The 19370-nt window shown below is 78.8% G+C and carries 24 protein-coding genes and 1 pseudogene; 7 read left to right on the top strand and 18 right to left on the bottom strand.

Going from position 1 to position 19370, the window contains the following annotated elements:
* The first annotated feature begins 38 nt into the window (after window positions 1-38).
* Complete coding sequence (locus D5H78_RS00780) at window positions 39-584, top strand: DUF488 domain-containing protein (protein WP_281268662.1); 546 nt, start codon at window positions 39-41, stop codon at window positions 582-584.
* Here the strand turns inward: D5H78_RS00780 and D5H78_RS00785 are convergent.
* Window positions 524-1393: a sulfurtransferase gene (locus tag D5H78_RS00785; RefSeq protein WP_218566082.1), complete on the bottom strand. Its 870-nt coding sequence runs from the start codon at window positions 1391-1393 to the stop codon at window positions 524-526. The two genes, D5H78_RS00780 and D5H78_RS00785, sit on opposite strands and share 61 nt — an antisense overlap.
* 58 nt (window positions 1394-1451) lie before the next feature.
* On the opposite strand from D5H78_RS00785, the gene D5H78_RS00790 reads away from it, so the two are divergent.
* Window positions 1452-1868: a hypothetical protein gene (locus D5H78_RS00790; protein WP_119948523.1), complete on the top strand. Its 417-nt coding sequence runs from the start codon at window positions 1452-1454 to the stop codon at window positions 1866-1868.
* Here D5H78_RS00790 and D5H78_RS00795 read toward each other — a convergent pair whose 3' ends face one another.
* Window positions 1869-2153, bottom strand: coding sequence for a helix-turn-helix transcriptional regulator (locus tag D5H78_RS00795; protein WP_119948525.1), 285 nt, complete (start codon window positions 2151-2153; stop codon window positions 1869-1871). It abuts the gene before it with no gap.
* Between the two features lie 188 nt (window positions 2154-2341).
* Between D5H78_RS00795 and D5H78_RS00800 the strand changes: the two genes are divergently transcribed.
* On the top strand, window positions 2342-3376 hold the full coding sequence (locus tag D5H78_RS00800) for a TerC family protein (RefSeq protein WP_119948527.1): 1035 nt from the start codon (window positions 2342-2344) through the stop codon (window positions 3374-3376).
* A complete protein-coding gene (locus D5H78_RS00805) occupies window positions 3373-4590 on the top strand; it encodes a baeRF3 domain-containing protein (RefSeq protein ID WP_119948529.1) in 1218 nt (405 codons plus the stop codon). Before D5H78_RS00800 ends, D5H78_RS00805 begins: the two co-directional genes overlap by 4 nt.
* Window positions 4591-4645: 55 nt before the next feature.
* Here the strand turns inward: D5H78_RS00805 and D5H78_RS00810 are convergent.
* The 4 genes and pseudogenes from D5H78_RS00810 to D5H78_RS00825 form a co-directional block, all read right to left on the bottom strand.
* Window positions 4646-5389, bottom strand: a pseudogene (locus D5H78_RS00810) (ABC transporter ATP-binding protein); the annotation flags it as partial.
* Window positions 5390-5445: 56 nt separating this feature from the next.
* Window positions 5446-6456, bottom strand: a complete 1011-nt coding sequence (locus D5H78_RS00815; protein WP_119948530.1) for an ABC transporter substrate-binding protein — start codon at window positions 6454-6456, stop codon at window positions 5446-5448.
* A gap of 34 nt (window positions 6457-6490) precedes the next feature.
* Window positions 6491-7609: a FecCD family ABC transporter permease gene (locus D5H78_RS00820; protein WP_119948531.1), complete on the bottom strand. Its 1119-nt coding sequence runs from the start codon at window positions 7607-7609 to the stop codon at window positions 6491-6493.
* The gene (locus D5H78_RS00825) at window positions 7606-8949 is read right to left on the bottom strand and encodes an MFS transporter (RefSeq protein WP_218566083.1); all 1344 of its coding nucleotides are present in this window, start codon (window positions 8947-8949) and stop codon (window positions 7606-7608) included. Before D5H78_RS00825 ends, D5H78_RS00820 begins: the two co-directional genes overlap by 4 nt.
* A gap of 69 nt (window positions 8950-9018) precedes the next feature.
* Here D5H78_RS00825 and D5H78_RS00830 point away from each other — a divergent pair, with 69 nt between their 5' ends.
* Window positions 9019-9588, top strand: coding sequence for a GNAT family N-acetyltransferase (locus tag D5H78_RS00830; protein ID WP_119948532.1), 570 nt, complete (start codon window positions 9019-9021; stop codon window positions 9586-9588).
* Window positions 9589-9973: 385 nt separating this feature from the next.
* Here D5H78_RS00830 and D5H78_RS00840 read toward each other — a convergent pair whose 3' ends face one another.
* The 5 genes from D5H78_RS00840 to D5H78_RS00860 form a co-directional block, all read right to left on the bottom strand.
* The gene (locus tag D5H78_RS00840; protein WP_119948534.1) at window positions 9974-10294 is read right to left on the bottom strand and encodes a hypothetical protein; all 321 of its coding nucleotides are present in this window, start codon (window positions 10292-10294) and stop codon (window positions 9974-9976) included.
* A gap of 119 nt (window positions 10295-10413) precedes the next feature.
* Window positions 10414-10743 carry an ArsR/SmtB family transcription factor gene (locus tag D5H78_RS00845; RefSeq protein WP_165865542.1) on the bottom strand — a complete coding sequence of 110 codons (330 nt, stop codon included), beginning with the start codon at window positions 10741-10743 and terminating at the stop codon, window positions 10414-10416.
* A gap of 57 nt (window positions 10744-10800) precedes the next feature.
* Complete coding sequence (locus D5H78_RS00850) at window positions 10801-11307, bottom strand: cupredoxin domain-containing protein (protein ID WP_119948535.1); 507 nt, start codon at window positions 11305-11307, stop codon at window positions 10801-10803.
* Between the two features lie 102 nt (window positions 11308-11409).
* Window positions 11410-12987: a PepSY-associated TM helix domain-containing protein gene (locus tag D5H78_RS00855; RefSeq protein ID WP_218566084.1), complete on the bottom strand. Its 1578-nt coding sequence runs from the start codon at window positions 12985-12987 to the stop codon at window positions 11410-11412.
* Window positions 12988-13048: 61 nt separating this feature from the next.
* Entirely contained in the window at window positions 13049-13621 is a 573-nt protein-coding gene (locus tag D5H78_RS00860; protein ID WP_119948536.1) for a hypothetical protein, read from the bottom strand.
* Window positions 13622-13774: 153 nt separating this feature from the next.
* On the opposite strand from D5H78_RS00860, the gene D5H78_RS00865 reads away from it, so the two are divergent.
* Complete coding sequence (locus tag D5H78_RS00865; RefSeq protein ID WP_119948537.1) at window positions 13775-14065, top strand: DUF1540 domain-containing protein; 291 nt, start codon at window positions 13775-13777, stop codon at window positions 14063-14065.
* Window positions 14066-14134: 69 nt separating this feature from the next.
* Here the strand turns inward: D5H78_RS00865 and D5H78_RS00870 are convergent, their stop codons facing one another.
* From D5H78_RS00870 to D5H78_RS00890, 5 genes are all read right to left on the bottom strand, one after another.
* The gene (locus tag D5H78_RS00870; protein WP_218566085.1) at window positions 14135-14584 is read right to left on the bottom strand and encodes a hypothetical protein; all 450 of its coding nucleotides are present in this window, start codon (window positions 14582-14584) and stop codon (window positions 14135-14137) included.
* Window positions 14585-14613: 29 nt separating this feature from the next.
* Window positions 14614-15381 carry a (2Fe-2S)-binding protein gene (locus tag D5H78_RS00875; RefSeq protein ID WP_119948538.1) on the bottom strand — a complete coding sequence of 256 codons (768 nt, stop codon included), beginning with the start codon at window positions 15379-15381 and terminating at the stop codon, window positions 14614-14616.
* Window positions 15374-16177: a CbtA family protein gene (locus D5H78_RS00880; protein WP_119948539.1), complete on the bottom strand. Its 804-nt coding sequence runs from the start codon at window positions 16175-16177 to the stop codon at window positions 15374-15376. The genes D5H78_RS00875 and D5H78_RS00880 overlap by 8 nt, the downstream gene beginning before the upstream one ends.
* An 11-nt stretch (window positions 16178-16188) precedes the next feature.
* Window positions 16189-16395 (bottom strand): CbtB domain-containing protein, encoded by a 207-nt coding sequence (locus D5H78_RS00885; RefSeq protein ID WP_119949246.1) that lies wholly within the window; start codon window positions 16393-16395, stop codon window positions 16189-16191.
* A gap of 310 nt (window positions 16396-16705) precedes the next feature.
* Window positions 16706-16897, bottom strand: a complete 192-nt coding sequence (locus D5H78_RS00890; RefSeq protein WP_218566087.1) for a DUF2795 domain-containing protein — start codon at window positions 16895-16897, stop codon at window positions 16706-16708.
* A gap of 156 nt (window positions 16898-17053) precedes the next feature.
* Between D5H78_RS00890 and D5H78_RS00895 the strand changes: the two genes are divergently transcribed.
* The gene (locus tag D5H78_RS00895; protein ID WP_218566088.1) at window positions 17054-17473 is read left to right on the top strand and encodes a pyridoxamine 5'-phosphate oxidase family protein; all 420 of its coding nucleotides are present in this window, start codon (window positions 17054-17056) and stop codon (window positions 17471-17473) included.
* Window positions 17474-18012: 539 nt separating this feature from the next.
* Here the strand turns inward: D5H78_RS00895 and D5H78_RS00900 are convergent.
* Both D5H78_RS00900 and D5H78_RS00905 read right to left on the bottom strand, forming a co-directional pair.
* Window positions 18013-18465: a pyridoxamine 5'-phosphate oxidase family protein gene (locus D5H78_RS00900; protein WP_165865543.1), complete on the bottom strand. Its 453-nt coding sequence runs from the start codon at window positions 18463-18465 to the stop codon at window positions 18013-18015.
* Window positions 18462-19322 carry a universal stress protein gene (locus tag D5H78_RS00905; RefSeq protein ID WP_119948542.1) on the bottom strand — a complete coding sequence of 287 codons (861 nt, stop codon included), beginning with the start codon at window positions 19320-19322 and terminating at the stop codon, window positions 18462-18464. The genes D5H78_RS00900 and D5H78_RS00905 overlap by 4 nt, the downstream gene beginning before the upstream one ends.
* Window positions 19323-19370: the final 48 nt, after the last annotated feature.

Genomic DNA, 19370 nt, shown 5'->3' on the forward strand with positions numbered 1-19370 from the left:
TCACGGTCGGGCACGGCACCCTGCCCGCCCCCGACCTCCTGGCGCTCCTCGCCGGCGCGGGCGTCGAGGAGCTCGTCGACGTGCGCCGCTTCCCGGGCAGCCGCCGCCACCCGGACGTCGCCGGACCGGCGCTCGCCGCGGAGCTGGAGCGGGGCGGGGTGGCGTACCGGTGGGAGGAGGCGCTGGGCGGGCGGCGCCGGCTCGCCCCCGGCGACCCCTCGCCCGACGCCTGGTGGCAGGTCGCCTCGTTCCGCGCCTACGCGGCGCACACCCGCACCCCGGGGTTCCGGGCCGCGCTCGACGCCCTGCTCGACGGCGCGGCGGGCCGGCGCACCGCGGTGCTCTGCAGCGAGGCGGTGTGGTGGCGGTGCCACCGCCGGCTCGTCGCGGACGTCGCCGTGCTGGCGCGCGGGCGGCCCGTCGACCACCTCATGCCGGACGGGCGGCTCGCCCCGCACCGCCCGGCGGCCGGGGCGCGCGTGGTCGGCGACGACCTGGTCTGGGACGGCCCGCCCCAGCAGCCTCAGGCGCCGGTCGCCGCGGGGCGCCCGCTCGCGCTCCAGGCCGACCAGGAGCCCGGGTAGAGGCGGCCGCGGCCGAGCCCGGCGTGCTCCATCGCGAGCAGCACGTGGCAGGCGGTGACGCCGGACCCGCAGTACGCCACGACGGGCCGGCCGCCGTCCGCCCCCGCGGCGGCGAAGCGCTCCCGCAGCGCCGCCGGCGGCAGGAAGCGCCCGTCGGGGCCGAGCGCGCCGCGCGCGGGGAGGCTCACGGCCCCGGGGACGTGCCCGGGCCGCGGGTCCACCGGCTCCACCTCGCCGCGGTAGCGCGCGGCGTCCCGCGCGTCGAGGACGACGTGCGCCGGGTCGGCGGCGTCGTCGGCGTCCGCGAGCAGCGCCCCGGGCCACGGGCGCGGGGTGCGCGGGGCCGGCGGGAGGCGGACGTCGGCGGTCTCGAGCGCGCCGGCCTCGGCGCTTCCGGCCGCGAGCCCGCCGTCGAGCAGGGCGGCCGGCTCGCCCAGGGCGCGCAGCAGCCACACGAGCCGCGCGGCGACCGTGCCGCCGGCGTCGTCGTACGCCACCACGGCCTGCCCGTCGCCCACGCCGAGCGCGCCGAGCCCCTCGGCGAACGCCGCCGGGTCCGGCAGCGGGTGCCGGCCCCCGTCCGCACTGGGCGGGGCCGCGAGCACGCGGTCGAGGTCGACGTGCACCGCGCCGGGCAGGTGCCCCTCCCGGTAGGCCGTCCGCCCCGACCGGCCGTCGAGGTACCAGCGCACGTCGGCGAGCACGACCTCCCCGCGGTGCGCGTGCAGCCAGTCCGCGTCGACGACGGGGGGCAGCCGGGGGTCGGGCGGCGCGGCGTCGGGGGCGGCGGGTGAGGCGGGTGCGGGCACGGCGGCAGCGTACGCGCGGGGCCTCCGCCCGGCACCGGAAAGACGTACTGTGGTTCGCATGAAGCGGTCGCTGGGGGCCCTGGCCGCCGTCGTGGCGGCCCCCGTGCTCGCCGGGTGCGAGCGCCCCGTGCCGGCGGTCACGCTCGCCGCGGACGCCGGGTCGGTGCGGACCACGGCCGCCGCCTGGTGCTGGGGGCCGGCGGGGCCCTGCGTGGACCGCCCCTCGGACGTGCCGGGCCTGCCGGTGCGGGCCGGGGACTGGCTGCTCGTGGCGGTCGACCCCGACGTGGTCGAGCGGGGGTGGCGGGTGCTCCTCGACGGCGTGCCGCAGCCGCCGGTCACCGGGACGACGACGCTGGAGCTGGTGGCCCCGCGCGTCGCCCCGGGCGGGCGGGTCGAGGTCGTCGTCGAGGCGCTCGGCGGCCCCGGGGGCGGGCCCTCCGGGCGCTGGGCGCTGCAGCTGCTGCCGCGCTGATCAGCTCCGGGGCGGGGCGACCAGGTCGAGGAAGGCGCTCACCTGCACGTGCGCCTCGAGCGGGTGCCGGAACGGCAGCCCGGTCGCGACGCGGTACGTGTTGCGCCGCCCGACGCGCTCGCGCTCGACGTACCCGGCCTCCTCGAGGTCGCGCACGATGAGCTGCACCGCCCGCTCGGTGATGCCCACCCGCTCGGCGACCTCGCGCACCCGCGCGTGCGGGTCGCGGGAGAGGGCCACGAGCACGTGCCCGTGGTTGGACAGGAAGGTCCAGTCGGCGGCCACGGGCCGAGGCTAGCGACCCGCGGCACCGGGGTTGCGCAGAACGACGAACTGCGTTTCACTGGTCGTGTCGTTGGAGGGGAGTACCCCCGCAGCGCAGCGTCGTCACTCCGGCCGCCAGGCCCGGCGCTGCGGACCCCCGGCAGGGGGTCGGGGGAGACCTCCGGTCCCTGCGGATCGGGAGGCCCTCGTTGGACGTACCCCTCTGGGCGTGGCTCGCCGTCCTCGCCCTCATCCTCGGCATGCTCGCCGTCGACCTCGTGGCCCACCGGCGCGCGCACGCCATCGGCGTCGGCGAGGCGGCGGCCTGGTCGGCGGTCTGGGTGGCCACCGGCGTCGCCTTCGGCGTCGTCGTCTGGCGCGCCTGGGGCGCCGAGGCCGGCCAGCAGTACTTCGCCGGCTACCTCGTCGAGAAGTCGCTCGCCGTCGACAACGTCTTCGTGTGGGCGGTCGTGCTCACCTGGTTCGGCGTCCCGCGCGAGCTCCAGCACCGCGTGCTCTTCCTCGGCGTCCTCGGGGCGCTGGTCTTCCGCGGCGCCTTCATCGCCGCCGGCAGCGTCCTCATCGCGAGCTTCTCGTGGGTGCTCTACCTCTTCGCCGCGCTGCTGCTGTGGACGGGCTGGCGGATGCTGCGCCAGCGCGACCAGCACCTCGACCCCGAGCGCTCGCGCGCGCTGCGCCTGTTCCGGCGCTGGGTGCCGATGACCGACGCCTACCACGGACAGCGCTTCCTCGTACGGATCGACGGTCGCCTCCTCGCGACGCCGCTGCTCGCGGTGCTCGTCGTCATCGAGGTCAGCGACGTCGTCTTCGCCGTCGACTCGATCCCGGCCATCTTCGCCGTCACCGAGGAGCCGTTCCTCGTCTTCACGGCCAACGCGTTCGCGGTGCTGGGCCTGCGCGCCATGTACTTCCTGCTCGCCGACCTCATCCACCGCTTCGTCTACCTCAAGACCGGGCTCGCCCTCGTCCTGCTCTGGGTCGGCGTGAAGATGCTCCTCAAGGTCGACCTGGTCTACGTCCCCACCACGCTCTCGCTGGCCGTCGTCACGGCCATCCTCACCGTCTCCGTCGTCGCCAGCCTGCGGGCCACCCGCGGCCAGGGCCGCCAGGCGCCCCCGGCGCCGGCCGACCCGCCGTTCCGCGTGGCCTCGCCGGAGGAGACCGCCGCCCTCGAGCCCGTCCTGCGCCGCCGCACCCGTACGACCGTCGGAGGAGCCCCGTGACCAGCCCCGTGACCAGCCCCGTGACCAGCGCCGTGACCGGCCCGCCGGACGAGCCCGCCGCGCCGGCGGCGGGCCCCTCGACCCCCGTGCGCCCCGCCGGTCGGGCCCGCCGCCCGCGCGTCCCCTCGCCGGCCCAGGTCTCCGCCCTGCAGGCGGTGCGCGGGCGGCCCTGCGTGTCCCTGCTCTGCAGCACGACGCCGGGGCAGCGCATGGCGCCGGCGGACGCCGCCCGCCTGCGCGCGCTCGCCGCGCAGGCCGTGCGCCGGGTCGCCGCGGAGGGCCGCGACGACGCCGACGCGGTCCTCGACCGCCTCGGGCAGCTCGTGCCGGAGGCGGTCGCGGGACCCGTCGACGCCGCGGTGGCGGTGTTCGCCTCGGCCCGGATCGGCCAGGTCGTGCACCTCCCCGTCCCCGTGGCCGACCGCGCGGTCGTGGACCGCAGCTTCGCCACCCGCGACCTCGTGCGCGCCCTGCACCGCACGCCCCGGCACGTGGTGCTGGTCCTCAGCGCCGACGAGGCCCGGCTGTTCGACGGCGTCGGGGGGACGCTGCAGCCCGCCGTGCGCAGCGGCTTCCCGCTGCGCGCCCGTGACGTCCTGCCGGCCCCGCGCGACGGGCGGGCGGACGGGCGCGGCGACCGCGGCGGGCGGCGCCCCGCCGACGCCGCCACCGCGGCGTTCCTCAGGGCGGTCGACCGGGTGCTCGTGGCGTACCTGCGGCTGCACCCGGCGCCCCTCGTGCTCGTCGGGCCCGAGCGGCTCGTCGCCGCCTTGCGCCTCACGACGCGCGCCACCCGGGTGGCCGGGGCCGTCACGGGCGCGCGCCCCGGGGCCCCGCTGCCGGAGCTGGCGCGGCTCGTGCGACCGGTGCTCGACGCGTACCTGCACTCGCGCCAAGCCGAGGCCCTCGCCCTGCTCGAGCGGCGCACCGGCCAGCACCGGGCCGTGTCCGGCCTGGAGGACTGCTGGTTCGCCGCCCGCCGCGAGCGCCCGGAGATGCTCGCGGTCGAGGACACCCTCGCCCGCGCGGCCCGGCTCGGGCCCGACGGCGACGTCCTCCTGCCGGTCGACGACCCGTCCTCCCCGGACGTCCTCGAGGACGCGGTGGACGAGCTCATCGAGCTGGTCCTCGAGCGCGGCGGGTGGGTCGCCCTGGTCGAGGAGGGCGCCCTCGCCGGCCGCGGCGGGGTGGCGCTGAGCCTGCGCACCCGCTGACGAGGGGCACCCCCAGGCGCTGCGCCCGCGCGGGCGCGACGCCTGGGGCTCCCGCTCAGCGGCCCGCCGGGACCGCTCCCGCGGCGGGCCCGGGCCGCGCGGGGTCGCGGGGCCGCAGCGCGAGGTGGGCCTCCCCGTCGACCTCGACGCGGCGCACGCGCACCTCGTACACCGGCTCGAGCACCCCGGGCACGAGGACCTCCGCGGGGGTGCCGGTGGCGACGACCCGCCCGCCCTGCAGCAGCACGAGGTCGTCGCAGTAGCGCTCGGCCAGACCGAGGTCGTGGAGCACGACGACGACGGTGGTGCCGAGGCCGCGGACGAGCGCGAGCACCTCGTGCTGGTAGCGCACGTCGAGGTGGTTGGTGGGCTCGTCGAGCAGCAGGTGGTCGGCCTCCTGCGCCAGCGCCCGGGCGAGCAGGACCCGCTGCCTCTCCCCGCCGGACAGGGCGGCGAAGGGCCGGTCGGCGAGGTGCAGCGCCCCGACCCTCAGCAGGGCCCCCTCCGCGACCTCCTCGTCGTGCCCGCCGGCGCGGGAGAACGTCCCCAGGTGGGGCGAGCGCCCGAGCATCACCATGTCGGCGACGGTCAGCGGCACGTCGCCGCCGTGCTCCTGCACCACGACCGCGAGCCGCGTCGCGAGCGTGAGCGCGGACAACTCGGAGAGCGCTGTCCCGTCCAGCCGCACGCTGCCCGCCGACGGGCGGAGGGAGCCGTACAGGGTGCGCAGCAGGGTCGTCTTGCCGCTCCCGTTCGGGCCGATGAGCCCGAGGACGCGCCCCGGCCGCGCCCGCAGCGAGGCGCCGTGCAGCACCTCCGTGGCGCCGTACGCGAAGGACACCCCCTCGGCCTCGATCACCGCGCCCCCCGGTCCCACGCGACGAGCCGCTGCAGGCCCTCCAGGGCGAGGGGCGACGGCGGCTCGGTGAAGTTGAAGAGCTGCGTGAAGAGCCGGTCCTCGCGGACCGCGGTGAGCCGGTCGGCCCCCGGCAGCGACGCCAGCGCCTCGCGCACCGGGCCCGGCTCGCCCTCGGAGTGCAGCAGGACGAGGACGTCCGGGTCGCGGCCGATGACCTCCTCGAGCGTCACCTCGAACACCCGCTGGTCCACGTCCGCGAAGGCGTCCTCGAAGCCGGCGGCCTCGAGCTGCGGGTGCGCCATGCTCCGGGTGCCGTACGCGTAGAGCGTGCCGCCGCCGACGGTCGGGTAGAGCACGGCCGCGGTGCGGGCCTCGCCCTCGGGCGCGTCGACCACGGACGCGGTCGTCTGCTCGAGCTCGGCCCGCAGGGCGGCGACGCGCTCCTCGGCGCGCTGCTCGCGGTCGAAGACGCGCCCGTACGCCCGCAGCTGCTCCTCCACGGCGGCGAAGGAGGGCTCCTCGGGCGGGTCGGGGCACAGGGCCGGCTCCTCGAGCAGCGGGACGCCGACCGCCTCCAGCGTGGCGCGGTCCAGGTTGTCGGTCTGGCCGAGCACGAGGTCGGGCTCGAGGTCGAGCACCGACTCCGGGGAGAGCTGCAGGTGCCCGCTCGCGTCGAGCTCGTCGGTGAGCAGCGGCACCTCCTGCAGCTCCGCCCACGTGGCGTCGTCGTAGTACCCGCGCGGGTAGGCCCCGGCGCGCGCCACCACCCGGTCCAGGACCCCCAGCTCGTGCAGGTACGTCACGGGCGCGCTCTTGAGGAGCACCACCCGCTCCGGCGGGGCGTCGAGGGTGACCTCCGCGCCGCAGTTCTCCAGCGTGAGCGGGTACGCGCCGCCCGCGGCGGCCGCGCCGCCCTGGTCGCCGGCACCGGCGTCCGCGCCGCAGGCCGGCAGGGCGAGGACGGCGGCCCCGGCGAGGGCGAGGGCGGTGCGGCGGCGGGCGGTCACGGGGGGGTCCTCCGGGTGGTGTCGGGTCGCGCCGTCAGGCGGTGTGGAGGCGGCGGACGAGGGTCAGCAGGAACGGGGCGCCGACCAGGGCGGTGACGATGCCGATGGGCAGCTCGCGCGGCTGCAGGGCGACGCGGGCGACGACGTCGGCCCAGACGAGGAACACCGCGCCCATGAGGGCCGCGACCGGGACCGCGCGGGCGTGCGCGGCGCCGACGGCGCGCCGCGCGAGGTGCGGCACGACGAGCCCGACGAACCCGATGCTCCCCGAGACCGCGACGAGCACGCCGACGCAGAGCGAGACGAGCACGAGGAGCCGCGTGCGGAAGGCCGTGGGGGACACCCCGAGCGAGAGCGCGGTGTCGTCGCCGATCGCGAGCGCGTCGAGCCGCCGGCCCCGGAGCGCCAGCAGCGCCACGGTCAGCGCGACGACGACGGCGACGACCGCGAGCGGGCCGCCCCAGCGCGCGAGGCCGAGCGAGCCGAGCAGCCAGAAGAGCACCGACCGCGCGCCCTCGGCCGAGCCGGAGGCGAAGATGAGGAAGCTCGTGGCGGCGTAGAGCGCGTACCCGACGGCGACGCCGGCGAGCAGCAGCCGCACGGAGGTCACCGTCCCCGCCGACCGCGCGACGAGGAACACGAGCAGCGCGGCGGCGAGGGCGCCGACGAAGGCGCTGCCCTGGAGCGCGTAATCGCCGAAGCCCGCCCCGACGCCGAAGAGGATCGCCGCCGCGGCGCCGCTGGACGCCCCGGAGCCGATCCCCAGCAGGTACGGGTCCGCGAGCACGTTGCGCACCATGGCCTGCAGCGCGGCGCCGCAGACGGCGAGCCCCGCGCCGACGAGGACCGCGAGCAGCACGCGCGGCACCCGCACCTGCCAGACGATGGCGTCCTGGCTCGGGCTCCACGCCTGCTCCGCGGGCCAGCCGAGGGTGTGGTGGCCGACCACGGCGGCGACGGTCGCCGGGGGCACGGCCACCGCCCCGGCGCCGACCGCCACGAGGACGCTGACGACGAGCAGGGCCAGCAGCCCCCCGGTCCACAGCACGGCCCGGCGCCGGCGCCGCGCGAGGCCGAGCCGATCGGCCGCGTTCGCGCCGGCCCCGGCGGGCGCCCCCGGGCGCGGCGGCGCGGGCGCGGGGCCTGCGCTCATGCCGGGGTCCTCCTGGGGGGTGCAGCGGTGGTCGTGCCGGCAGCCTCCCACGCCCCGCGACGCGTGTGCAATTGCGCAGCGTTCGCAGGAAGCGGGCGGAGGTGGCGGCGCAGCAGCGCGACGGCCACCGCGCCCGCGGCGGGCAGCGCGGCGACCAGGAGCCAGGGCAGCGCCCGGGCCGGCCCCGCGGCCCCACCCGCGTCGAAGGCGCGCCCGACCAGCGCGCCGCTCGCGAGGACGGCGACGCCGCCCGCGGTGCTCAGCAGCCCGTAGCGCGCGCCGAGGTGGCGCCCTGCCGCCAGGCGCGCGACGACGTCGCGGGTCACCGGCAGCAGGAGCATCTGCCCGAGCGTGAGCAGCAGCACGAAGCCGCCCGCCGCGGCGACGAGCGCGCCCGACGCGCCGGGCTGCGCCTGGCGGACCGCGGCGACGAGGAGCGCGCCGGCGGCGAGGGCGATGAAGCCGAGCACGAGGGACCGTACGGTCCCCAGCCGCCGCTCCGCCCACCGGGTGAGGGGCAGCTGGGCGAGGACGACGAGCAGCGACGCGCCGACGAAGAAGGGGCCGACCGCGGCGTCGGAGCCGGTGCTGCGCGCGAGCTCCAGGGGCAGCGCCAGGTAGAGCTGGTGGTAGGTGGCGAGGTAGCCGCAGGAGGCCGCGGCGAAGAGCAGGAACGGCCGGTCGCGCAGCACCTCGCCCCAGCCGGCGAGCACCGGCGCGCCGCGGTGCGCGGGGGCGTCGCGCGGCAGCAGGCGCAGGTGGACGGCGAGGACGCCGGCGAAGACCGCCGCGGCCACCAGGCAGGAGGCCCGGAAGCCGGCGAGCAGCAGCGCGGTGCCGAGGGCGGGGCCGAGCAGGGTGCCCACCTGCGAGCAGACGCCGTTGAGCGCGAAGACCTCGCTGCGCGACGGCCCGTCCCCGCGCTCCTGCGTCGTCCGCGCGAGCGCCGCCTCCACCGCCGGCGTGAAGAGCGCGCCCGCCACGCCGACGAGCACGACCCCGGCGACGACGCCGCCGAGGCCCTGCGCGGCGCCGAGCAGCACGAAGCCCGCGATGCGCACGACGATGCCCGTGAGCACGACCGGCCGGGTGCCCAGGTGGTCCGCCAGCGTGCCCCCGAGGAGGAACAGCCCCTGCTGGCTCGCCGTCCGCAGTCCCAGCAGGAGGCCGACGGTGCCGGCCGCGAGGCCGAGGTCCTCGCCGAGGTGCACCGCGAGGAACGGCAGCACCATGAAGAAGCCGACGTTGAAGGCGAGCATCGTCAGCACGAGCAGGCGCGCCACGGGGTCGACCCGCCGGAGCAGGGCGAGCGCGGACCAGCGGTCCAGGGCGCGCGGCACGGGCTGCCTCCGGGTGCGGTTGCTGCGAGGACTTCGCAACAGCGAAGCACACGCGCTAGCGTCGCCCGCATGACGGTCCTCGAGCGCGCGCCCGCCCCCGTCGGCGGGTACGCGGTCCGCCCCGCCGGACCGTCCGACCTGGCCGCGGTGCGCGCGCTCGTGCTCGACGTCACCCTGCGCGACCTCGGCTACGGCTACGAGCCCGCGTGGCACCGCGACCTCGACCGCGCGGCGCAGACCTACCTCGCGCCCGGGCGCACGCTGCTCGTCGCCGTCGACGGCGACGGCCGGGTCGTCGCCACGGCGGGGGTCCGGCCGGGCGGGCCGACGGCGCCGGCCGCCATGGTCGAGCGGTACGCCCGCGCCGGGCGCGTCGCGCAGCTCGTCCGGGTCGCGACCGACCCGGCGCACCGGCGGCGGGGCCTGGCCCGCGCGCTCGCCGAGGGCTGCCGCGCCTTCGCCGCGACCGCCGGGTACGACGTCCTCTGCCTGCACACGAACGCCCGCACCCCCGCCGCGCTGCCGTTCTGGCGCTCCCTCGGGGCCGTCGTCGTGCTCGACGAGCGCGGGCGCGAGGCCGACCCTCGCCTGGCGACGGTGCACCTCGAGCTGCCGCTGGGTCGGGCCGCCGCGGGCTGAGCCGGGTGGGGCCCGGCCGCGCCCGAGCCCGTCCTCCCGCGCGGCCGGCCGGGCGGGGCCGGGACAGGTCCGGCTGGTGCCGCGCGCCGGCGCCCCCGCTGCTGCCGCGGGTGCGCCGGCGTGACGGCCTTGTGTGCGCCATGAGGGGCACCCTCAGGCAGCGGTGCCGGATGAGGGGCACCCTCAGGCAGGGGTGCCGGATGAGGGGCACCCCCAGGCAGCGGTGCCGGATGAGGGGCACCCTGAGGCAGCGGTGCCGGATGAGGGGCACCCTCAGCAGAGTCGAGTCTGCTGAGGGGCACCCTCAGGCGGGGAAGCCGCTCGAGGGGCACCCTCAGGCGGGAGGGTGAGGCACGCTCAGGCGGCTGTGCTCAGGCGGTTGTGCTCAGGCGGCGTGCTTGCAGGTGCTGCAGGAGCAGTCGGCACAGGTGCAGTTCGCGCAGCTGTCGGAGCAGTGCGCGCAGGCGCAGGTGTTGTGGTTGCACGTGGCGCAGGTGCAGTCCGTGCACGAGCAGTTCGCGCACAGGTCGGTGCAGCCCTGGCACGAGCAGGTGGCGCACTCGTCGTAGTGGCCGTCGTGCTCGTGGTGGGCGTGGCCGTCGTGCAGGTAGTCGACGTGGTCCTCGTGGATCACGGCCTCGTGCCCGCAGGCGGGGCCGTGGGTGTGCCCGTGGGACTCGGCGGTGCGGTGGTCGGTGACCGTCATGCGGGGTTCCTCTCGTGCTCCCCGGCGCGGCGGGCGCCGGGGCAGGGCGGGGCGACGGCGGACCGGGCGTCCGTCGGCGGTGGTCGTGCTGGTGGTCGTGCGGGTGGTCGTGCGCCCGGTCAGGTCGCGACGGGGCGGTCCTCGGCGGCGTGCTGCACCGCGTCGAGGACGATGTGCGCCACGTGCTCGTCCGCGAGCGCGTAGACGACCTCGCGGCCCTGCCGGTCGCCGCGCACGAGGTGCGCGGCGCGCAGGTGCCGCAGGTGCTGGCTCACCAGGGGCTGCGAGGCCCCCAGCGCGTCGACCAGCTCCTGGACCCGCCGCTCGGCCCGCGCGAGCTCCACGACGATGCCCAGCCGGAGCGGGGTCGACAGCACCTTGAACAGCTCGGCGGCCGCCAGGAGGGCGGGGTCGCCCCCGGGGCGGCCGTCGGGCTGCTCGTCAGGCACCGCAGGACCGTAGCACGTATAGCGACGTGTGCATATGTCGATCTCCGCCGGCGGCAATTACCGCACCGCGAGCGTGAAGAGCAGCAGCCCCGCCCCGTGCGTCTCGACCTCGAACTGGCCGGTCTCGTCGGCGGTGAGCTCCAGGGTGCCGGGCACGCCGGGCTCGAGGTCGAGCGACGGGCCGCCGAAGCCGTGCACGTGCAGCTCGTCCTGCTCGTCGCTGGTCACGGTGATCCGCACGCGGTCGCCCTCGGCGATGTCGTACGTGCCCGTCGCCGGGCTGACCTCGCCGTCGGCGATGGCCACCTCGATCTCCCGCGCCGCGGTGGCGTCGGGCGCCTCGGGCGCGGTCGTGCCGGGGGCGGGGACAGCGGCAGAGGGGCTGGCGGGCGGGCTGGCGGGCGGGCTGGCGGACGGGCTGGCGGACGCCGCGGGGGCGGCGCCCGACGTGCCCTCCTCGTCCGCCGACGCGCAGCCGGCGAGGCCGCCGGCGAGCGCGGCGAGCAGCAGGAGCGCGGCAGGGGCGCGGCGGGCGCGGGTCGTACGGGTCGTGCGCGTGGTCATGCGTGGTCCTCCTGGGGCGTGCGGGGCCGCCGGGCCCGCCCCACGGACAGGGGCGGGCCCGGCGGGGCTCGGGTGTGCGCTCGTGGCGCGGGGGTGCGCGGGTCAGGCGCCGGCGGGCGTGCGCCGCCGCAGCCGGGCGCGCAGCCCGAGCAGCACGTCGACGGCGAGGAACGCGAGCAGGCTCACCCCGAGCAGGGGCAGGGCCCAGCCCACGGCGAGCGCGGCGAGGCCGACGAGCGCGACCGCCCACGGCGGGGCCGAGCGCAGGGCGCCCCGCGGGTACGGCCGCCCCACCCCGCCGCGGCGGGACAGGTCGGGCCGGCGCTGCCACCACATCCGGTAGCCCCAGACGATCGTGCAGGCCAGGCCCAGGGCCAGGGCGAGCAGCACGAGCTGGTTGAGCAGGCCCCACGAGCCCATGTGCAGGTCGACGCCCCAGCGGGCCAGCTTGGCCATGAGCGGGTGGTCGGCGAAGTCGACCCGGTCCACGACGGTGCCGCTCGCGGGGTCCACCGACGCGGCGTCGACGTCGGTCGGGAAGCCGCGGTCGATCTCGGTGACGGTCCACGCCGCGCCCTCGCCGGCCGGCGGCTCCACCTCGACCTTGCCGGCGTCGATCCCGCCGTCGCGGGCGACGGCCAGCGCGCGCTCGTAGTCCGAGGCCAGCGCCGCCGGGTGCACGTCGGCGCCGTGCCCCTCGTGCCCCGCGAGCCCGCCGTGGTCCGCGTGCTCGCCGGCCGGCTCGGAGGTGCCCTCGCTGCCGGGCAGCGCCGTGCTCACCGCGGGCGTCGACCAGCCCAGCGCGCTGCGGAGGTCGGAGACGCCGGCCCCGGCGTACGTCGACCACGTGAGGCCGGTCGCCGACAGCGCCAGGAGGCCGAGCGAGGTCCACGCGCCGACGGCGCCGTGGAAGCTGCGGGTGCGCCGCCGGCCCGAGGCCGACAGGTCGGGCAGCAGGAGCCGCCGGGCGCGCGCCCGGCGCCGCGCGCGCGCCGTCCACAGCACGAGGCCGCTGAGGGCGAGCACCCACAGCCACGAGGCGGCGAGCTCGCTGTAGAGGCGTCCGGGCTCGCCGAGGTGCAGGTGCCGGTGCAGCTGGCTGACCCAGGTGCGCAGCGGGAGGACGCCGCTCGTGCCGTACACGGTGAGCTCGCCGCGCACCTCGCCCGTCCCGGGGTCGACGAAGACGGCCCGGGTCTCGGACTCCGCGAGGTCGCCGACGGCGAACATGACGCGGGTCGTGTCGGAGGGCGTCGGCGCGGGGCGCACCGCGACGAGGTCCTCGGCGTCGTGCACGGCGAACGCGGCTTCGACCTGCTGGCCGAGCGGCAGCTGCGTCGGCGACGGGTCGACGCGCAGCTCGTCGCGGTAGACGACCTGCTCGAGCTGCGGCGTGGCGGCGTAGAGGGCGCCGCTGAGCGCCGCGACGAGCAGGAACGGGCCGACGAGGACGCCGGCGTAGAAGTGCCAGCGCAGCAGCAGCGGGCGCCACCAGCCGGCACGGGGGGCGCTGGGGCCCTCCGGCGAGGTGCGGGGGCGGACGAGGGCGGTACGGGCGGCGCCGTCGGTGCGGCCGCCGGTGCGGCTGTCGGGGCCGGTGCGGGCGTCGGTCGGCGGGGTGGTCGGCGGGGCGGTCTGCGGGGCGGCGCCGGGCACGGCGGGGCCTGGGGGTGGGTTCACGGGGGTCCGTCCTGGGACGCGGGGTGTCGGGGGCACGGCGGGGCCGGCCCCGCACCCCGTCTCAGCGGACGGCGGCGGCGGCGACGGCCCGGCGGTGCGCCGGGGGGCCGCGACGGGCGGCGTCGAGCACGAGCAGGCGCGGGCGCAGCGGCACGGGCCGCGCGGCCGGTCGCGCCAGCGGGGCGCGGGCGGGCAGCGCCCGGGCCACGAGCAGGCGCACGAGCGGGCGCAGCAGCTCCAGCAGGGCGGCGGCGGCCCGCTCGCCCGCGCGGAGCACGACGGCCGCGGCGAGCGTCGCGACGACGTGGGCGAGGCCCATCGCGTCCGGCGGCAGCACGGGGTCGGCGGCGGGCAGCGCGCCGTGCGCGTGCCCGGCGGCGCCGGCCGCGTGCAGGAGCACGTGCACCGCCACCTGCCCGAGGGCCAGCAGCGCCAGCACCTCGGCGGCACCGACCGGGCGGCGCGTGGCGGGCCACCAGAGCGCCGCGACGAGCGCCGCGGACAGCAGGGCGGCGAGGGCGTCCGGCGGGTGGCCGGAGGCCAGGACGTGCGCGAGCACGCCCAGCGCCGTCGTCGTGCCGGCCGCGACGAGGCAGCGCAGGGCGCGCAGCGCACCCCGTGCCGTCGTCGTCACGCGGGCCACCCTAGGCGCAGGCGCACCGCGCGCACGAGGGGTCCGGGGCGCGCGCAGGCAAGCCTCTCCTGCCTGGACGGACCTGTGCGGACCCGGCACGCTGGGGCACGACCCGGCCGTCACGGGTCGCCCGGCGACGAGGAGGAGAAGGACATGTCGACCGTCCAGGAGCTGCCCCCGGTCCAGGAGTGCTCCGTCGGCAGCTGCTCGTACAACGCGGACGCCGCCTGCCACGCGGGCGCGATCACCGTCGGTGGCGAGCACGCCCACTGCGGCACCTTCGTGGAGATCCCGCTCAAGGGCGGTCTCGACCGGGTCGGCCGCGTCGGGGCCTGCCACCGGCAGGAGTGCCGGCACAACGACGACCTCGAGTGCGGCGCGCCGTCGGTGCGCGTGGGGCCGGCGCGCGACGTCGCCGACTGCCTGACCTTCGAGCCGCGCTGACGGCCGGGGCGCGACGAGCCCGGGCTGCCCTCGGCGTCGGCCGACCTGCCGCCGGGCCGGCGTGACCGGCTAGGGCGCGGCGAGGGCCGGCACGGCCAGGTCGTCGTGGGCGAGGGAGCCGTCGTCGCCGCACCGCAGGGCGGCGTCGGCCACGGCCAGCGCCGCCACGGGGTCGGCGTCGTCGAGCAGCACGGCCGCGCCGGTGGCCGCGACGCGGCGCACCGCGGCGAGGACGTCGCGTCGCTCGGCCGCGGCGAGCCCGGCCGAGGGCCGTACGGCGAGGAGCACCGGCACGCGCTCCCGGCAGGCCTCGTCGAGGGCCGCGACGCGCGCGGCCGCGGGCTCGCCCGGGGCGGGCTCGACGCGCAGCACGCCACGCACGGCGTGCCCGCCGGCGCAGCGCGCCGCGCGGGGGTCGAGCGCGGAGCGCACGCGGTCGCGGGCGCCCTCGGGCCCCAGCAGGACGGTGACCTGGCCGCGCTGCAGGCGCAGGCGCGGCGCGTCGTCGTGGCGGTGCACGGCGCTCCTCGGCTCGGGGTCAGGGAAGCCTAACCTGAGCTCCGCCCCGGAGCCAAGGCCGTGCCCGCCGGCAGCGGGCAGTCGCCGCACGTCCCCCCGCCCGGCAGCCGGTAGTAGAGGCAGCAGGTCGAGCGCCGGAAGCCGCGCGACGCGCCGCCCGCGCCCCGCAGGGGGTGGCGGGCCAGCAGCCGGTCGACCAGGTCGTGCGCGCGCCCGCCGGCCTCCGCGTCGTGGCGGGCCAGCACCGCGGCCGCGCCCGCGAGCCCCGAGGCGACGTTCCCCAGGAGCAGGGCCCGGGCCAGGGGGGCGACCCGCCGCGCGGTGCGCGCCAGCGGCACGAGCAGGGGCTCGACGAGCTGCTCCTGCAGCGCGTCGGCCAGCCGGGGCGCGCCGCCGGTGGCGGCCCACGACGTACCGGGGTCGAGGCGCAGGGCCACGGGGCCGGGTCCCGCGTCGCGCCACCGGAGCCCGTCCGGCTGCGGGACCATGCCGTGCAGCGCCGCGAGGCCGAGGACGGGCGCGCTGAGCCGCGCTGCGACGCCGAGGACGACCACGGACGCGGCCACGCGCTGCTCGACCTCCCCCGGCGCCAGCCCGGCGAGGCGGGCGAGCAGGGCGCGGCCCGCCTCCACCCGCCCCCGCAGGAGGGCCTCGTCGGCGACGAGCGCGCCGACCGGCCGCCACCCGCCGGGCGGATCGCCCGGCCCGGGTCCCTCGAGGATGAAGAACGGCCCCGCGCCCCCGAGGGAGCGCAGGGCCGTCGCGAGGTCCTGCGGGGCGGGACCGGCCTCAGGCACCGGCGGGCACGGGGGGAGCCGTCCGGTGGGCGCCCCGGCCGCGCAGGTGCCGGTCCACGAGCGCGCCGGTCACCAGGCCCAGCGCAGCCCAGAGCACGGCCTGCACGGCGAGCGTGCTCACCCGGAAGCGCCACAGGACGTCGGCGGGGAAGCCCTCGCTGGACACCTGCTGGTCGGGCAGCAGCAGCGCGACCAGGGCGCAGCCGACGACGTACGCGCCGACCGCCACCAGCACCGCGTCCCAGCGGCCGAGCCGCGGCACGAGCGCCCCGGCCAGCACGGCCGCGGCGACCGCGAGGGCGACCGAGGCCGCGACCATGGCGAAGTACGTCGCCGTGCGCGTCCCGATGCTGTCCGGGTCGCCCACCGCGGGCGGGTTCGCCGGCTGCACGAGGAACGGGACCAGGTAGACGGCGACGAAGCCGACCAGCGCGAGCACGCCGGCCGTCGAGCGGGCGCCGGTGAGCCCGAGCGCGCGGAGCCGGCCGGAGGCGGCGCCCAGGACGAGGGCGAAGACGCCGCCGAGCGCCACGCCGTACAGCGTCGTGGCGGTCAGCAGGCCGACCCCGCTCTGGGTGGAGCGGCTGACGAGCTCCTCGTCGTCGGTGCCGGGCGCCTCGTCGGTGCCGGTGGCGGCGCCGTGGTCGTGGGCGCCGTGGTCGTGGCCGCCCGCCGCGCTCTCGACCGCGATGGCGTCGCGGAGCGGGGCCTCGCCGTAGGACCAGGCGACCACGAAGGCGAGCAGGCCCGCGACGAGCCCGGCGAGCAGGCCGCGGACGAGCAGGGTGCGTGCCACGCTCCCCCGCCTCAGTGGCAGGGGAAGCCGAGCAGGTGGCGGCCGTCGTGCACGAACTCGTGCACGGCCTCGCCGGAGACCAGCGACGTGGCGCCCTGCTCGGCGCCGACGAAGTAGACGAGGACCAGGCCCAGCACGGCGGCGAAGAGCGCCCAGGGCAGGAGCTCGCGCACCGGCACGGTCGGCAGGCTCGGGGCCTCGACCGCGGTGCCGGTCAGGGCCGGGCCGGGCAGGGGGAGGGAGGGGCTGGACACGGGGGCCTCCTCGGGATCGTGCGTCCCGTCGTGGGGTGACCGGCGGCGGAGGGTCTGACTCCCGGTCCTCGGCGCGCTGGGCGCCGGGGGCCGGACACAGTGGCGCGACCGTGCCGAGGTTTCATCGGCTTCCTCCACCGCCGCGCTGCGGAGGGCGAACGTACGCCACCGCCGCTCCGGCCGTCCACCCCCGTCCCCGCCCGGGCCCGGGTAGCGCCGCGGCGCCCGACCGGGGCGGTGGCCCGGCCGGGCGCCGCGGGCGCCGTACGGCCGCTCAGCCGTCGGTCGGGCCGCCGAGCTGGCCCTTGAGCTCCTGCATCACCGTGTTCGGGCCGTCCACCTCGCGCACGCCCTTGAGGGCGTCCACGAGCTCCTGGTCGGCACCGTTGGACTGGGCGAGCTCGGAGAGCGCCGCGCCGTCCATGGGGTAGTTGGCGCCCTTGAGGGCCTTCTGCACTTCGGTCACCTGGAATCCAGCCATGCGCCGGACGTACCCCCGCCGCGCGGGGCGAACCGCCCGCGCCCGGCCGCCGCGCCGGTGCGGCGCACCGCCGGGCCCCGGGTCCGGGACCGGGACCTAGGGCCCTGGCCGCGGTGCGGCGCGGGGGGCACCGTCGGGGGCGTGGACGCGGAGATGACGATGATGGAGCGCGCGGAGTGCCTCGCGCTGCTCGCGGACCAGCAGGTGGGACGGGTCGTGCACGGGGGCGGTCCGCTGCCCGCGGTCGTCCCGGTGACGTACGCCCTCGACGGCGAGGACGTGCTGCTGCGCACCCTCGCCAGCTCCCAGCTCGCCGCGGCGGTGGGCCGAGTCGTGGCGTTCGAGGTCGACGAGGTCGAGCCGGCGCTGCGGGCGGGCTGGAGCGTGGTGCTCCAGGGGCGCCTCGAGCGCGTCACCGGGCCGGAGCAGGCGGAGCGGGCCGAGCGCCTCGTCGAGGCCTGGGCGCCCGGCCCGCGCGACCTGCTCCTGCGGGTGCGCCCGACCCTCGTCAGCGGCCGGCGCATCCGGCCCGCCACGGGCGCCCGGGCGCGGACGGGCTGAGGGTCCCCGCCGGTGCCGCCGGCGCCGGGCCGCTCGCGGCGGCCCGGGTCGCTCCGGCCTGCTCGGGCCTGCTCGGGCCTGCTCGGGCCTGCTCGGGCCTGCTCGGGCCTGCTCGGGCCTGCTCGGGCCTGCTCGGGCCTGCTCGGGCCTGCTCGGGCCTGCTCGGGCCTGCTCGGGCCTGCTCGGGCCTGCTCGGGCCTGCTCGGGCCTGCTCGGGCCTGCTCGGGCCTGCTCGGGCCTGCTCGGGCCTGCTCGGGCCTGCTCGGGCCTGCTCGGGCCTGCTCGGGCCTGCTCGGGCCTGCTCGGGCCTGCTCGGGCCTGCTCGGGCCTGCTCGGGCCTGCTCGGGCCTGCTCGGGCCTGCTCGGGCCTGCTCGGGCCTGCTCGGGCCTGCTCGGGCCTGCTCGGGCCTGCTCGGGCCTGCTCGGGCCTGCTCGGGCCTGCTCGGGCCTGCTCGGGCCTGCTCGGGCCTGCTCGGGCCTGCGCTCGGGCCTGCTCGGGCCTGCTCCGGCTGCTCCGGGGCCGCGCTGGTGCGGGCCGCTCAGAGGTACCCGTGCTGCTCGAAGGCCGGCGGCAGGGGCGCGGGGACGAGGCGGACCCCCGTGACCCGCTGCGGGATGAGCCTGACCCAGTGCTCGTGCGGGCCGGGGGCCCAGGGCTCGAGGCCCGTGGCCGCGCTGGCCCGCACGAGCGCCTCGTCGTGCTCGGGGCCGAGGACCTCGGCGAGCCCCCGCACGAGGACCGACCAGCCCGCCTCGTGCACGGGGTCGACCTGGTCGACCTGCAGCGAGGCGTTCGCGTGGTCGGCGGCGTCGAGCACCAGCCCGGGCGCGAGGCGCAGCACGACGACCCGGTCGTGCAGGGCGTAGTTGACCGGGTGGACGACGGGCCAGTGCCCCGCGACGACCGCGAGCCGGCCCACGCGCTGGGAGGCGAGCAGGGTCCAGCAGGCGTCGGGGTGCAGGTGCAGGCGCTGCGCGCCGTCCGCGCTCACGGCGCGCTCCGGCGGGCCACCGCGACGGGGCACTCGGCGCGACGGAGGACCGCGCGGCTCACGGAGCCGAGCAGCATGCCCGCGAAGGCGCCGCGCCCGTGCGAGCCGACGACGAGCAGCCGCGCGCCGCGGCCGGCGTCGACGAGGGCCGGTACGGGGTGGGCGGCCACGACGCACTCCTCCACCCGGACGTCGGGGTGGCGCTCGCGCACCCCGGCCACCGACTCCGAGACCCAGCACCGCGCCTCCTGCACCAGCTGGGTGCGGAAGTCCTCGTGGACCCAGAGCTCGAGCGGGGCGGTGACGGCCATGACCACCTGCAGGAGCGCGCCCGCCGCGGAGGCCTGCTCCGCCGCGAACGGCACGGCGTCGAGCGAGCACGCGCTGCCGTCGACGCCCACGACGACCCGCTGGGGGCCCGTGCCCGCCGGGAGCGGGGAGCGGACGACGACGAGGGGGCACCGGCTGCGCGCCGCCAGGTGGGTGACGAGCGAGCCGACGCCGCGCGCGCCGACGAGGGACTCGTGCGCACCGAGGACGAGCACCGCCGAGCGCCCGCTCTCCTCGACGAGCTCGGGCACCCGCCCGCCGCGGCGCTCCACGACCTCGACCCGCAGGTCGGGGGCGACGGCCGCGACGTGCGCCTGCGCCTGCTCCAGGGCCTTGCGCCCCTGCTCGAGCAGCAGCCCGTAGAACGCCCCCGGCACCGGCGCGAGCGCCGCCTCGTGCGCGGCGAGGTCCGCGACGTTGACGAGCCGCAGCGGCACCCTGCGCCGCGACGCCTCCTGCACCGCCCAGTCCAGCGCGTGCGCGCCCGTCCCGCCCCCGTCGACCCCGACGGTCACCCTCTGCTGCACAGCCCCTCCCGGTGCTCCTCGTGGTCCCCGTGGTCCCCGTGCCCGCTC

Origin of the sequence: Vallicoccus soli (assembly GCF_003594885.1) — a bacterium.
GTDB lineage: Bacteria > Actinomycetota > Actinomycetes > Motilibacterales > Motilibacteraceae > Vallicoccus > Vallicoccus soli.